General features: G+C 71.4%; 10 protein-coding genes. 6 read left to right on the top strand and 4 right to left on the bottom strand.

Translation table 11 applies throughout. The features are described 5' to 3' along the window. Positions 1 to 26: 26 nt before the first annotated feature. Positions 27 to 1,211: a YihY/virulence factor BrkB family protein gene (locus ACFRIC_RS34720; RefSeq protein ID WP_382794393.1), complete on the bottom strand. Its 1,185-nt coding sequence runs from the start codon at positions 1,209 to 1,211 to the stop codon at positions 27 to 29. 165 nt (positions 1,212 to 1,376) lie between these two features. Here ACFRIC_RS34720 and ACFRIC_RS34725 point away from each other — a divergent pair, with 165 nt between their 5' ends. Together ACFRIC_RS34725 and ACFRIC_RS34730 are read left to right on the top strand one after the other, a co-directional pair. Then, positions 1,377 to 2,096 (top strand): ArsR/SmtB family transcription factor, encoded by a 720-nt coding sequence (locus ACFRIC_RS34725; protein WP_382794396.1) that lies wholly within the window; start codon positions 1,377 to 1,379, stop codon positions 2,094 to 2,096. A gap of 19 nt (positions 2,097 to 2,115) precedes the next feature. Next, positions 2,116 to 2,847, top strand: coding sequence for an SRPBCC domain-containing protein (locus ACFRIC_RS34730; RefSeq protein WP_382794398.1), 732 nt, complete (start codon positions 2,116 to 2,118; stop codon positions 2,845 to 2,847). 174 nt (positions 2,848 to 3,021) lie between these two features. Here ACFRIC_RS34730 and ACFRIC_RS34735 read toward each other — a convergent pair whose 3' ends face one another. Next, complete coding sequence (locus ACFRIC_RS34735; protein ID WP_382794401.1) at positions 3,022 to 4,848, bottom strand: endonuclease/exonuclease/phosphatase family protein; 1,827 nt, start codon at positions 4,846 to 4,848, stop codon at positions 3,022 to 3,024. A 375-nt stretch (positions 4,849 to 5,223) separates the two neighbouring features. Here ACFRIC_RS34735 and ACFRIC_RS34740 point away from each other — a divergent pair, with 375 nt between their 5' ends. The 3 genes from ACFRIC_RS34740 to ACFRIC_RS34750 all read left to right on the top strand — a co-directional run bounded on the left by ACFRIC_RS34740 (position 5,224) and on the right by ACFRIC_RS34750 (position 10,457). Beyond that, a complete protein-coding gene (locus ACFRIC_RS34740) occupies positions 5,224 to 6,648 on the top strand; it encodes a hypothetical protein (protein WP_382794405.1) in 1,425 nt (474 codons plus the stop codon). 242 nt (positions 6,649 to 6,890) lie between these two features. Beyond that, positions 6,891 to 8,348 (top strand): alkaline phosphatase PhoX, encoded by a 1,458-nt coding sequence (locus ACFRIC_RS34745; RefSeq protein WP_382794408.1) that lies wholly within the window; start codon positions 6,891 to 6,893, stop codon positions 8,346 to 8,348. A 519-nt stretch (positions 8,349 to 8,867) separates the two neighbouring features. Continuing rightward, positions 8,868 to 10,457: a TROVE domain-containing protein gene (locus tag ACFRIC_RS34750; protein ID WP_382794410.1), complete on the top strand. Its 1,590-nt coding sequence runs from the start codon at positions 8,868 to 8,870 to the stop codon at positions 10,455 to 10,457. Between the two features lie 126 nt (positions 10,458 to 10,583). Here ACFRIC_RS34750 and ACFRIC_RS34755 read toward each other — a convergent pair whose 3' ends face one another. Then, complete coding sequence (locus ACFRIC_RS34755) at positions 10,584 to 12,047, bottom strand: MFS transporter (protein WP_382794414.1); 1,464 nt, start codon at positions 12,045 to 12,047, stop codon at positions 10,584 to 10,586. A 135-nt stretch (positions 12,048 to 12,182) separates the two neighbouring features. On the opposite strand from ACFRIC_RS34755, the gene ACFRIC_RS34760 reads away from it, so the two are divergent. Then, entirely contained in the window at positions 12,183 to 12,749 is a 567-nt protein-coding gene (locus ACFRIC_RS34760) for a TetR/AcrR family transcriptional regulator (protein ID WP_382794417.1), read from the top strand. A gap of 466 nt (positions 12,750 to 13,215) precedes the next feature. Here ACFRIC_RS34760 and ACFRIC_RS34765 read toward each other — a convergent pair whose 3' ends face one another. Next, entirely contained in the window at positions 13,216 to 14,412 is a 1,197-nt protein-coding gene (locus tag ACFRIC_RS34765) for a TerD family protein (RefSeq protein ID WP_382794759.1), read from the bottom strand. Positions 14,413 to 14,487: the final 75 nt, after the last annotated feature.

The raw sequence follows: 14,487 nt of genomic DNA on the forward strand, positions 1-14,487 counted from the left end.
GTCGTGCACACGCCTCCGGCACCTCCTCAGACGCGCCCGGCGGTGTCCCGGCCGGCCTTCGCGCCCGTCGGCGTGATCCCCGACGCCACCTTCTCCCGGGCCGCGAGCAACGCCCGCAGCCGCGGAGGCCACTTGCGGGTGTCGCGCGGTTCGACGTAGGGCTCCTCGGTCGGGGGCCGGCCCTCGGTGATGGCGCGCTGGCGGGCCAGCTCCGCGTCGAACTCCAGGCCCAGCAGGATGGCCAGGTTGGTGAGCCACAGCCAGACGAGGAAGACGATGGCGCCCGCGAGCGTGCCGTACGTCTTGTTGTACGAGCCGTAGCCGGCGGCGTAGACGGCGAAGCCCGCGGACGCGGCCAGCCAGACCAGGGTGGCGAGGACGCTGCCCGCGCTGAACCAACGGAAGCCGCGGCCGGAGACGTTGGGAGCGGCCCAGTACAGCAGCCCGATCATCAGCTCGACGAACACCAGCAGGACGGGCCACTTGACGATCGACCACGCGGTGATCACCGCGCCGCCGAACCCGAGGGCGGTCCCGGCGCGTTCGGCCAGCGGGCCGGTGAACACCACGATGACCGCGCTCCCGGTGAGGAGCAGCATCAGCGTGACGGTGAGCGCCAGCCTCAGCGGCGTGGTCTTCCAGACCGGGCGGCCCTCCGGAAGGTCGTACACCGCGTTGGACGCGCGGATGAACGCACCGACGTAACCGGACGCGGACCACAGCGCGGCGAGCAGCCCGACGATCGCCAGCACCCCGCCCGTACCGCCGCTGTGGCCCAGTTGGGTCACCGCGTCGCGCAGGATCTCGCGGGCCGGGCCCGGTGCCAGGTCCCCCACGTTCTCCAGGAGCCGGTCCGTGACGCGCCGCCCCATGACACCGAGCAGCGACACCACGACCAGCAGCGCGGGGAACAGCGACAGCACGCCGTAGTAGGTCAACGCCGCGGCACGGTCGGCGAGTTCGTCGTCGCTGAACTCCTTCACCGTGCGCCAGGTCGCGGACCACCAGGATCGAGCGGGCAGCTTGACGCGACCGCCCTGCCCTTCGGACCCCTCCGTGACCGCGCTCGCACCCGTGCCCCGCGTGCTGCCGGTGTCCGTGTCCGTGTCGGTGCGGGTACCGGCACCGGTGCCGGCGACCCTGCCCGTGTCCGCCTCCGCGCCCGTGTCCGGAAGAGCTCTCCGCTTCGATTCCGGTCGCTTCTCGTCCATGCCCGCCGTGTTGCCCGGATCCCGCTCCTGAAGCCCATCGGAGTGCCCCGGCCGCCCCGGATCCCGGTCGGCTACTGCGTCCGCCCCCGTCGGAACCCTGCCCCGCGGCCCACCGACGAATCGAGCCGTCTGGACAAGAAAAGTTTTCGGTGGGAGTCTGGAGTCATGTTGGACGTGACCGTGATCGAGGACGCCGAGGCCGCCGCCGTGTCGCTGGACCCCATACGGGCCCGGCTGCTCGCGGAGCTGGCCGCCGGGCCGGCGTCGGCCGCCATGCTGGCCGGCAAGGTCGGCCTGCCCCGGCAGAAGGTGAACTATCACCTCAAGACGCTGGAGCGGCACGGCCTGGTCGAGCTGGCGGGCGAGCGCCGCAAGGGGAACGTCACCGAGCGGATGATGCGCGCGACGGCGGCGTCGTACGTCATCTCTCCCCAGGCGCTGGCCGCCGTGCAGCCCGATCCGGACCGGTTCCGGGACCAGTTGTCCGCCCGCTGGCTCCTCGCGCTCGGTGCCCGGCTCGTCCGGGACGTCGGCTCGCTCCTCACCGGGGCCGCGAAGGCCCGTAAGCGGCTGGCGACGTACGCGCTCGACGGCGAGGTGACCTTCGCGTCGGCGGCGGACCGGGCCGCGTTCATCGAGGAGCTGACGGCCGGGGTGAGCGCGCTCATCCGCAAGTACCACGACGGGGACGCGGAGGCCGGGCGCCCGCACCGGATCGTCGTCGCCGTGCACCCCACGCTCAAGGCCGAGACCGAGGCCGAGGCCGGGCCCGAAGCCGGGGCGCCGTCCGAAGTCGAGGCCGGGCCCGAAGCCGGGGCGCCGTCCGAAGTCGAGGCCGGGCCCGAAGCCGGGGAAGCCCCCGCGGGTCCCGAAGCAACCCACTGATCATCCAGGAGTCATCATCATGCCCAAGGAATTCGAGGTCGTCCGCGAGTACGAGGTCGACGTCCCGCCCGCCCGGGTCTGGGACGCGATCACCGAAGGCAGCGGCGGCTGGCTGTGGCCGATGGAGTACGAGCCCCGCGAGGGCGGGGCGGGACCCTTCGGCAGCGTCATCACCACCTGGGACCCGCCGCACCGGCTGACCGTGCGCACCGAGGACGTCGGTTTCCCGACGCAGAGCCTCAACCAGATCGACCACACCATCGAGGCCCGCGGCGACGGCCGGAGTTCCTGGGTCCGGTACGTGCACAGCGGCATCTTCACCGACGACTGGGACAACCAGTACGACGGAGCCGACAAGCACACCGACTTCTATCTGCACACCCTGCGCGAGTACGTCACCCACTTCGCGGGCCGCCCGGTGGCCTTCGCGACCTTCGACGGGCCCGGCGTGTCCGCGACCGCCGACGCCTTCGCGGCCGTCGGAACGGCACTCGGCCTCCAGGACGGCACCGCCGAGGGCGCGCGGGTGCGGGCGAAGGGTCCCGGCGGCGAGGACTTCGACGCCGTGCTCGACTTCCGCAACCCGTACTTCATCGGGCTGCGCACCGACAACGCGCTCATCCGCTTCTTCGGGCGGGGCCGCTGGGGCGCGCCGGTCGGCATGAGCGTCCACGACTTCGCGCCCGGCGCCGACGCCAAGGCCGACGAGACCGCCTGGAAGGGCTGGCTCGACGAGGTCTTCGCGGGCTGAGCCGAGCGCGGCCGGAGAGCCGCGCCCGGCGAGCCGGAGCGGAGTCCCCGAGCAGGCGAAGAGCCCGGCCCCCCGGACGACGGGGCCGGGCTCTCGCGTACCGGAGCGGCTACGGACCGATGACCGGAACGGTCACGGTGCGCATGCCGGCGCGGCTACGGACCGACGGCGTGGCTACGGACGGAACCGCAGCACCTGCGGGTCGTGGTCGCTGATCTGGTCGGAGAACTCCGCATTGATGTGCACGCTGTCGTAGTCCAGGTCGCAGCCCTTGCGGATCGAGGGGCTGACCAGGATCTGGTCGAGGACCTGGGCGTTGCCCTGGTAGTCGTACGTGTAACGCTGGCTCTTGGGCAGCGACTTGATCGCCGACCAGAGCTCGCCGTCGCCTTCGAGGATCTTGGCGGTGTCGGAGAACTCGAAGTCGTTCATGTCGCCGAGCGCGATGACGTCGGCGTTCTTCTGCGTCTTCAGGATCTCGCCGACGAACGCGTTCACCAGGGTCGCCTGGGCGTGCCGCTGGACCTCGGAGCTGCGCGTCGGGGGCTGGTACTGCGCGGTCAGCCCCTGGTCACCACCCTTGGAGTTGAGGTGGTTGGCGATCACGAAGACCGTGTGGCCACGGAAGACGAACTCGCCCGCGAGCGGCTTGCGGCTGCTCTTCCAGGCCTCGTTCGCCGGGTCGATGCGGCCGGGGGACGCGGTGAGCTGCGCCTTGCCGCGCACCTTCGTGACACCGACGGCGGTCGTCGAGTCGCCGCCCGCGCGGTCGGTGAACGAGACCCGCTCGGGGTTGAAGAGGAAGACCTGGCGGATGTTGCCGCCGGGCTCGCCGCCGTCCTGGTCGTTGACCGGGTCGATGGAGCGCCAGTCGTACTTCGGGCCACCGGCCGCGACGATCGCGTCGATCAGCTTGTTGACCGTCTGGTCGGCGGCGACCGTGCCGTCGTCCGTCGCGCCGTTGTTGTCCTGGATCTCCTCCAGGGACACGACGTCGGGCGAGCTCAGGTTGTTCACGATCGCGGACGCGTGGGCGGCGAACGAGGCGTCGCCCGGGTCCAGGTTCTCGACGTTGTACGTCGCCACGGCCAGCTCGCCGCGCGCCTGCTTGCGCGTGGTCTCGCGCTCCAGGCCGCCCTTCTGGAGGGTGCCGAGCTGGTTCGCGACGAGGGTGTAGCCGCCGAACTGGTTGTAGTCGAGCGGACCCGCCGTGACGCCGGTGAGCTTGTCGCCGACGTTCGCGGTCGGGAAGTCGGCGGTCGCGCCGAGGGACTGTATCTGTATGCGTCCCGTGTTCTGCGAGGTGTACGAGCCGTACACCGTGCCGCCGCGGCGGGTGGCGTTCTCGTGCGGCTTCACCGTGACCCACAGCTCGGTGTACGGGTCGGTGGCGGTGACCACGCGGGTGTCTGCGACCTGGACGTTCATGCCCTCGAGGGACTCGTAGTAGTCCAGGGCGTACTGCGCCGGCTCCAGGGTGAGCGCGTTGACCGAACCGCCCGCGGCGGTGTCGCCGGCGGGGGCGTAGTCGTCCGGCACGGACCGGGCGCCGACGACCGTCGCGGCCGGGACGGCGTTGCCGCTGGAGACGACGGTGACCGTCGGCTTGGTGACCTCGGTGACCGACTGGTTGCCGGTGGAGACGCCGCCCGGGACGTACTCCGAGACCGTGCCCGTCACCGTGACCGAGTCGCCGACGGCGACCTTGGGGGCGGAGCTGGTGAAGACGAAGACGCCCTCACTGGTGGCGGGGTCGGCGTCCGGCGTGGGGTCCTGGAACCAGAAGCCCTTGGACGAACCGTACGTCCGCACGCCGGTGACGATGCCGGGCACGTCGGTGACCTTCGTACCCGCGAGGGGGGAGGTCCGGGTGGTGCCCTGGATGTCGTGGATGTGGACGGTGTCCGCCTGGGCCGGTGTGGTGAGCACAACGGCGGAGACGGTGGAACAGACCGCGGCGACGGTCAGCGCGCCGATGCGCGCGGTTCTCTTGCTCGGCAAGGGAATCCCTCCGGGGACGTTCGTGAGCGCCGGGACGAGGGTGGACTGGTGGGGGGAGCGCGACCTGCTTGCGGGCCAGTGACGCGCGTAGAAGGGTTCGACCGCACGGCCGTTGAACTTCTACGCGCGTCAATCTCGTGTGTGACGGGGGGAGTTGTCAAGGTTTCGACGGTGTACGAGACCTGTCGGACACATGAACCGGGCGGCATGGGTGGAAATCCGTCTAGGCTGAGCAGTTGGACGGATCCCCCGGGCCGCCTCCGGGCTCCCGTGCCCGCCGACGTCCGGCGGGACCCGGCGCCCGCCGTGGAGCCGGTCGGACCGCTCGCCTGCCTGTCCCTGATCGTCGTGGTTGTTCGGAGGAGAACTCAGCCGATGTCAGACAGCTCTTCCCTGCCGCCGGTGCGGCTGCACTCCGAGGCGCAGCTCGCGCGGGACGCGCTCGCCGCGCCGCTGCTCTCGCGCGCCGCGGGGCTGGCCCGCTGGGCAGGTCCCGCCACCCGGGTCGGCGCCGGGGGCGAACTCGTCGAGGAACAGCTTCCCGAGGCGGCCGGAGTCCTCGGCCTGACCGGCGACGACGCGGCCGCGCTGGCCGGAGAGGCCTGGCGGGTGGCCGTCGACACCGGGCTCGTCGAGATCGTGGACGAGGAGGAGGGCACCGTCACCGCGGGCGAGGACCTCGCCCTGCTCACCTCCGGCGCCCCGCAGGACGTCCTCGGCTACTGGCTCGGCGCCCTCGACGTCGTGCTGGCCGACGCGAGCGTGCCCGACCTCGGCGAACTCGTCGACGCGATGGACGAGCAGGGCGAGATCGACCTCTCCTCGGTGAACTGGGACCCGGAGGCCGAGTCCGAATTCCTCGACGGCGTGCTCGGCAACCTGTATCTGCTGACCGTCGGCGAGGACGCGCTCGGGGAGGTGTCGGTGCCGCTGCCCGCGCTCGCCGCCTCGATGATCCTGCCCGACGACATGGGGGAGCCCAGCAACGACGTCCTGGAGCAGGTCTCGGACGCCATGATGCGCCTCGACGAGCAGTTCCGGCTGCTGGAGCCCATCGGACTCGTCGCCTTCCAGCCGGTCGACGAGGCCCTGATGGTGGACGCCGCCGAGGAACCGGCCCCCGCCGACGACATGGACGTGTCGCGGTACGGGATGGTGCGGCTGACGCCGCTCGGCCTGTACGGGCTGCGCGCCCGGCTCATCGAGGCGGGCTTCTCCGCCCCCGCGGTGGGCGAGCTGACCGACAAGGGCGCGGACACGTTGCTCGACGGCACGGCGGGCTTCCCCCCGACCGCCGCGCAGGCCGAGATCGAGCAGTGGCTCGCCCGGCGTGAACCGCTCTCCGCCGCACGGGAGTTGCTCTCCGCGGCACGCGGCGGGGACCCGAACGCCCCGCTGCGCCGACTGCACTGCCAGCAGGCACTCGCGCTCGTCGGCACGGAGGCCGAGCCGGCGTTGCGCGAGGTGCTGGACGACGCCGAGCTGGGCGGTCTCGCCCGGGTCTGGCTCTCCGAGCGGGGCGCGTCCGACGTGCCGCCGCCGTCCGAGGCGATGGTCTTCTGGCTGACGATCGACACGGTGGCCGCCCAGCTCGCCGCCGAGGGGAACTCCGACGAGCTGCAGGCCCTGGTCGAGGGCCTGGCCCAGCAGCACAGCGGCTTCTTCGACACGGCCTGGCGGGTCGAGCACCCCGCCGCCCCGGACGTCCTGGAGGCCATGGGCCGGCTGCACCCCGACAAGAAGGTCGCCAAGGAGGCCCGCAAGGCCGCGTTCAAGGCCCGCTCACAACAGGGGGCGTGACGCGCGGCCGGTGAGGTGACGGGGGCGGGGCGTTGGCTGGCTGGGGGCTGCCGGGTGCCGGGCCCGGTGGTCCCCGGAGGGGGACGTTCCTGCTCCGGGTGGGTGGATTCACGCAAGCGGGGGCGCGGAAGTCGGCGTGCGTTCAACTCGTGTTCAGGCGGGGGCGGGACGGTGTGCCGCGAACCGAGGCCGCCGGCCGCCCCCCCACGACAGTCCGAGTCCACCGTCACAGGAGACATCACATGTCGCTCTCTCGCAGGGACTTCGCCAGGCAGTCCGCGATCACCGGTGCAGGCGTGGTCCTGATCGGCAGCGTGGGTGCCCTCGCCACCGCACCCAACGCGCTCGCCGCCACCGAGACGGAGACCGAGGGCGCGGGTGCGGACTCGGCGGAGGCCCGGCACGGCGGCGTCGGCTACGGCCCGCTCGTCACCGACCCCAAGGGCCTCCTCTCGCTGCCCGCCGGCTTCTCCTACCGCGTCATCACCTACAGCGGCCGCACCAAGCTGGACTCGGGTGAGTTCACGCCGTCCAACCACGACGGCACCTCCACCTTCCAGGGCCCGCGCGGCGCCACCCTTCTCGTCAACAACCACGAGCTCAAGGGCCCCCGCTCCGGCTGGACGTATCCCGTGCCGCTCACCGAGGGACTCGTCTACGACCCGGCCGCGTCCGGCGGCTGCACCGTCGTCGAGGTACGTCACGACCACGTCGCCGAGTGGGTCGGCATCGCCGGAACCTCCACCAACTGCGCGGGCGGCAACACCCCTTGGGGCACCTGGCTCACCTGCGAGGAGACCGAGGACAAGGCCGGCCAGAACGGCATGACCAAGGACCACGGCTACGTGTTCGAGGTCGACCCGCAGGACCGCCGCCGCAACAAGAACCCCAAGCCCGTCAAGGCGCTGGGCCGCTACGCCCACGAGGCCGTCGTCGTCGACCCCAAGCGCGGCCGGCTCTACCTCACCGAGGACGCCTCGGGCCCCAACGGCCTGCTGTACCGCTGGACGCCTCCGCAGGGCTTCGAGCACGGCCACGGACGGCTCGCCACCCTCGACGACAACGCCGGGGCGCTCCAGGCCTTCAAGTGCTTCGACTCCGGCGGCAAGTTCGTCGACGACCTCTCCCGCGCCACCAGGATCGGCACGGTCTACGGCGTGGACTGGGTCGACGTCCCCGACCGCGACGCCAAGACCGTCTCCGTCCGCAAGCAGTTCACCGACACCCAGGTCACCCGCGCCCGCAAGCTCGAAGGCATGTGGTGGGGTGACGGCGGCGTCTACATCGTCTCCTCCTACGCCCGCGCCGAGAGCCCCGGCCAGGCCCACGACGGAGCCGTCTGGTTCTACGACCCCAAGCGCCGCACCCTGACGCTGAAGGTCCTCATCGGCGTGAACCCCGACCCGTCCGTCGACGGAGCCTTCGACGGACCGGACAACATCACCGTCTCCCCGTACGGCGGCCTCGTCATCGCCGAGGACGGCGAGGGCGTCCAGCACCTCTTCGGCGCCACCGAGAGCGGCCGCACCTACCCGATCGCCCGCAACGAGCTCAACATCGGCACCGCCGAGGCGCCGGCCTACAGCGAGTTCACCGGCGTCACGTTCTCGCCCGACGGCCGTACTCTCTTCGCCAACATCCAGGAGCCGGGCATCATGCTCGCCATCACGGGCCCCTGGAAGCGGCAGAAGCGCGGCTGAACTCCCCCCCCCGCCTTCCCCGCGGATTAATTCGCTCGCCGGGTTCGCGGCCGCCCTCCTACAGTGGTGCACGTCCAGGTGCGAAGGCAGGACCTACTTCCACTGATAATGGGGCGGTCGCGGGTTCGAGTCCCGCCGTCGGCACAACGCGCCGATGTAGCTCAGGGGTTGGAGCACCTACGTCGGTTCCGCCGATCTCGATCTCTGGACACCACAACTTCATGCACCTCCCGGTGCGCGGGCCGCGGCTACTTCTCTCTCAAAGAATCCCCGCCGCGGCCGACTTGATCTCGGGAGGCGCAGCTCATGGTGGGTGCCCGGTGCGCAGGCAGCGGATACTTCGGGAACTGGTGGGGCCACGGCCTCGTGCGGGTTCGAATCCCGTCATCGACTTCGGGTCGGTGTGGCGGAAACGGAAGACGCGCCAGTTTATAAGCAACCGTCGCCGTCCCTGATCTCGGACACCCTCCATTTGCTGTGCCTCCCTCCGAAACGCTCATGAATTCGGGGGAATTCACCATGGCACGCTTCAACAACAAGGCGGCGAAGGCGCAGCCCACTTCCCGCGTGACGTCCACCGGCCGAGTGCTGCGGACGCACCAGGGGGGCCTCGGCCGCGAGCGTGACGCGCGCTCCGAGCTCTTTCTGCTCGCGATCGCCAACTTCGTCTCGCAGCGGACCTTCTACGAGACCGGCGACGCCCGCGACGACCGGTTCGCCACGCTCGTGCGCGAGCTCGCCGTCGCCGACCCGTCCTGGACGGCGGGCCTCCTGGGCTGGCTGCGCGGCGAGGGAAACCTCCGTACGGCCTCGCTCGTCGGTGCCGCCGAGTACGTGAAGGCGCGCCTCGACGCCGGTGCCACCGACGGCCCGGCCAACCGGCAGGTCGTCGCCTCCGTACTGCGCCGTCCGGACGAGCCGGGCGAGCTGCTCGCCTACTGGACCTCCCGGTACGGCCGCAACGTGCCCAAGCCCGTCAAGCGGGGCATCGCCGACGCCGTACGACGTCTCTACAACGGCAAGTCGCTGCTGAAGTACGACACCGCGTCCAAGGGCTACCGCTTCGGCGACATCCTCAACCTCGTGCACGCGGCGCCGGACCCGGACAAGCCCTGGCAGGGCGACCTGTTCCAGTACGCGCTGGACCGGCGCCACAACCCGGACACGGCCGTCGTCCCCAAGTCGCTGCCCGTGCTCGCCGCCCACCGCGACCTGATGGCGCTGCGGCCCGCCAAGCGGCGCAAGGTCGTGACCGGCGCGCAGGCCGCCCAGCGGCTCGCGGACGCCGGGATGACGTGGGAGGCGCTGGCCGGCTGGCTCCAGGGGCCGATGGACAAGGAGGCCTGGGAGGCCGTCATCCCGTCCATGGGTGCGATGGCCCTCGTCCGCAACCTGCGCAACTTCGACGAGGCCGGTGTCAGTGACGAGGTGGCCGCCCGGGTCGCCGCGAAGATCAGTGACCCGGCGGAGGTCGCGCGTTCGCGGCAGTTCCCGTTCCGCTACCTCGCGGCCTACCAGCACGCGCCGTCGCTGCGCTGGTCGTACCCGCTGGAGCAGGCGCTCGGCCACTCGCTGGCCAACGTGCCCGCGCTGCCCGGCCGCACCCTGGTCCTTGTGGACCGTTCGGGCTCGATGTTCTACTCGCGGCTGTCCGAGCGTTCCGAGCTCAACCGGGCCGACGCGGCGGCGATCTTCGGCACGGCGCTCGCGCTGCGGGCGGCGGACGCGGATCTCGTCGAGTTCGGCACCACCAGCAAGCGGGTGAAGTTCAGCTCGGGCGAGTCCGTGCTGAAGGTCATCGGACGGTTCGGCGACCTCGGCGGCACCAACACCACCGAGGCGGTCCGCAAGCACTACAAGAAGCACGACCGGGTGCTCATCGTCACCGACGAGCAGGCCATGTACAGCCAGTTCGGCGACCCGACCGAGCAGGTTCCGGCGCACGTTCCGGTCTACACGTGGAACCTCGCCGGCTACAGCGTGGGTCACGGGCCGTCGGGGACGGGTAACCGCCACACGTTCGGCGGGCTCTCGGACGCGGCCTTCCGGATGGTGCCGCTTCTCGAGTCGGCTCGGGACGCGGACTGGCCGTGGGCCCAGGCCGGGTGAGGGGCCGGGGCCGGGGTGGCTGAAGCCCTCGTCTCGGCTTGGGACGGTGCCGCCTGAGGGTTCAAGGGAAGGGTGCGGTCCGTACTTTGGTGCGGACCGCACCCTTGTCGGCTTCTGGGTCCGGGGCTAAGCGCCGCGTTTGGGTCGTCCACCCGTGATCACCAGTGCCGACAGCACCAGTGCGGTCAGGGCGATCAGGGAACCGGCGCCGAACGCCTGGGCCGAGCCCTTGGTCAGGATCTCCGACGGGGAGCCGTGGGCGTGCCGGGTCGCCGTGCCGAACACGGTGACCAGGACGGAGAGTCCCAGGGTGCCGCCGAGCCACTGGAGGGTCTGCAGCAGTCCGGACGCGGATCCCGCGTCGCGCGGTGCCACGCCCGCGAGAATGGTGGCGGTCAGCGGCATGAAGCTCAGGCCGACGCCGAGCCCCATCAGCAGCAACGGGCCCAGCAGACCGGAGAGGTAGCCGTCGCCCGGCTCCAGCCGCCACAGCCAGACGCCGGCGACCGCGATCAGCGACATCCCTGACAGCAGGACGGGCTTGGCGCCGAAGCGCTGAAGCAGCCGTGGCACGAGGCGCACGGTCGTGAACATCACCAGCGTCAGCGGCAGGAAGGCGAAGCCCGTGCGCAACGGGCTGTATCCCAGGGCCTGCTGGGCGACCAGGGTGAGGAAGTAGAACGCGCCGAACATGCCGGCGGGCAGCAGCAGGACCCCGGCGTAGCCGCCCGCCCGGTCACGGCTCGCGAAGAGGCGCAGCGGTATGACCGGTTGCTCCGCGCGCCGCTCCACCAGCAGGAAGCCGGCGAGCAGGGCCGCCGCCGTACCGAACCCCGTCAGCGCCTGGGTGTCCCTCCAGCCCTGCTCCGAGACCCGGATGAACGCGTAGACCAGCGAGGCGGTGCCCGCGGTGCCGGTGAGCGCCCCCGCCGCGTCGAAGCGGCCCGCGTGACGGGGGGTCTCGGTGACGAAGCGCGGCAGGGCGGCGGCGACCGCTGCGCCGATCGGCACGTTGATCAGCAGCGACCAGCGCCAGGACGCCCACGACGTGAGCATGCCTCCGACCACCAGGCCGACCGACGCGCCGATCCCGGCCATGGAGGAGTAGACGCCGAGCGCGTGGTGGCGTCGGGGGCCCTCGGGGAAGTTCGTGGTGATGAGCGCGAGGGTGCTCGGGGCGATGAGTGCCGCGCCCACGCCCTGGAGCGCGCGGGCCGCGAGCAGCCAGGAGCTCTCGGTGGCGAGGCCGCCGAGCAGTGAGGATGCGGCGAAGAGGAGGGCGCCCGTGGTGAGGGTCCGGCGGCGGCCCGCGATGTCGCCGATCCGGCCGCCGAGGAGGAGCAGGCCGCCGAAGGCGAGGGTGTATGTGTTGAGGACCCAGGACAGGCCGGTGGGGGTGAAGCCGAGGTCCCGCTGGACGTCCGGCAGGGCGACGTTGACGACGGTGGAGTCGATTCCGACCATGAGGTAGGCGGTCACGATGACGAGGAGGGCCGTCGTGCCGGGTGTCGCCTCCGTGCTGCGGAGTCGCTTTGGACGTAACGCTGCTGACGGGGTGTCGGGAGTGGGGGTGCCGGTGCCGGTGGACATGGAGTTCTCCTGGTCTGGCGTCCCCGGTACGGTGCGAGTGGGCAGCACGGACTGCCCGCGACATAAGCGGGGACTGTCTCCGTTTAACCCTCGCCAAGATACGGAGGGGGTCCCCGGTTCGCAAGGAGTGTCTGAATGACCCAGGTCAAGCCGATGCGGGCGGATGCGCGGCGGAACTATGAGCGGCTTCTCGCGGAGGCGGCGGTCGCGTTCGCCGAACACGGGGAAGGTGCGTCCCTGGACGACATCGCCAAGCGGGCCGGTGTCGGGTCCGGGACGCTGTACCGGCACTTTCCGACCCGGCGGGCGCTGTTGGAGGCCGTCTACGTGGACGCCATCGAGGCGATCGCGGTCCGCGCGGACGAGATCGCGGCCGCGTTGCCGCCGGGGGAGGCGCTCGTGGAGTGGCTCAACGAGCTCTGCCTCGGGATGATCCAGGTCCGGGGGCTGAAGGCGCTGCTCGGGTCGGCCGTCGCGGACGGGAGTTCCGAGGTGCTGGCGCGGTGCGGGGCCTCCGTGAAGGGGGCGGCGGGGAGGCTGGTCGGGGCCGCGCAGCGGGAGGGCACGCTGCGGGGGGATCTGGAGCCGATCGATGTGTTGCGGCTGGCGCATGGGGTGGCCACCGCGTCGGAGCTGGGGAGCTCGGACGGTTCGGACATCCGGCGGTATGTGTTGTTGCTGACGGAGGGGTTGCGGGCGTAGCCCTCCGGGCGGGTGGGCGGGCGGGTTCGGTCCGGTGGGTGCGTCGGGTTCTGTCCGGTGGGTGGGTCGGGTTCGGCCGGCGGGTGGGTCGGGGCCGTGCCGGTGCATCAGCCCGTCGCCGTTGGGTGAGGTGTGGGCGTCGGTGGCGACGGCCATTGATGTACCGGCACGTCCCCTCACGCCGGATCCCGGCTGCGGGTCCGCGTTCGCTGGGGTTCGGGGGTGAGTTCCAGCCCTTCCGGGCTGCCTTTCGGGTGCGGGGCACGTTTCAGCCCCGGCCGGCGAAATTTTCAGCCCCTCCGGCGTTTGAGGAGCGGGGTCTGGGGCGGAGCCCCAGGGGTGATGGGGGTCCCCCCTGGTCGAGCGAAGCCGAGACCTTGGGGGAGGGTAGGGGCGGAGGGGGCGAGGAAAAGGGTGGGCTGAGCCGGGCCGGATTCTCGCCCCCGGTCATGGGGGTCGCCCCGGGTCAGAGGGATTCCGCTGCCGGCTTCACCATGCCGCGGACCGTGCGGGACTTGACGAAGTTGCCCATCGCCGTCATGTCCCACTCACCGGAGAACTGCTTGATCAGCTTGGCCATCATGACGCCCGTCTGGGCCTCGGCGTTGGTGAGGTCGAAGCGGACGAGTTCCTCACCGCTGGCGGCGTCGATGAGGCGGCAGTAGGCCTTGGCCACCTCGGTGAACTTCTGGCCGGAGAAGGAGTTGACCGTGAAGACCAGGCCGGTGACCTCCTGGGGGAGACGGCCGAGGTCGACGGTGATCACCTCGTCGTCCCCGCCGCCCTCACCGGTGAGGTTGTCGCCGGAGTGCTTGATCGCGCCGTTCACGATCGAGAGCTTGCCGAAGTAGCAGCTGTCGATGTGGTTGCGCTGCGGGCCGTACGCGATGACCGAGGCGTCCAGGTCGATGTCCTTGCCGCGGAACGCCGGCTCCCAGCCGAGGCCCATCTGGACCATGGAGAGCAGCGGGGCGCCCCCCTTGACCAGGGACACCGTCTGGTTCTTCTGGAGGCTCACCCGGCCCTTGTCCAGGTTGATCTTGCCGGTGGCGGCGGGCGGCGCCGGGGGCATGGGCGGGACCGGGGGCGCGGCCGGGGACTGCGGGGCGGAGAGGCGGGGGTCCGCGGCCGGGGGCTGGGCCGCGGGGGCGGGCTGGGCGGCCGGGGCGGGCTCCTCCACGCTCACGCCGAAGTCGGTGGCGATGCCCGCCAGGCCGTTCGCGTAGCCCTGGCCGACGGCGCGGGCCTTCCAGGCGCCGTTGCGGAGGTAGATCTCGACGATCACGAGGGCCGTCTCCGTGCCCAGCCGCGGCGGGGTGAAGGTGGCCAGGACCGTGCTGTCGTCCGCGTTGCGGATCGTCGCGGTCGGCTCGATGCCCTGGAAGGACTGGCCCGCCGCGTCGGGGCTCGCCGTGACGACGATCTTCTCGATGCCCGGGGGCACCGCGGCCGTGTCGACCGTGATCGCGTCGGGCGCGGTGCCGCCGCCCGACCGGTAGGTCACGCCGGGGCCGGTGGGCTGGTTGTAGAAGATGAAGTCGTCGTCGGAGCGCACCTTGCCGTCGGCGGTGAGCAGCAGGCTCGACACGTCGAGCCGCACCGGGGCGGTGACGTCCACCGTCACGCGCGAGACGGGGAGAGGGATGTTCGAGCCGGGCGTCATAGCTGTCATGACTGGGGTAACGAGCGGGGGCGCTTTACCGTTCCCTTACCCAAGGGTGAAGAGGGACGCAGGGGG

The organism is Streptomyces sp. NPDC056738 (assembly GCF_042790435.1).
In the GTDB taxonomy this organism is placed as follows: Bacteria; Actinomycetota; Actinomycetes; order Streptomycetales; family Streptomycetaceae; genus Streptomyces.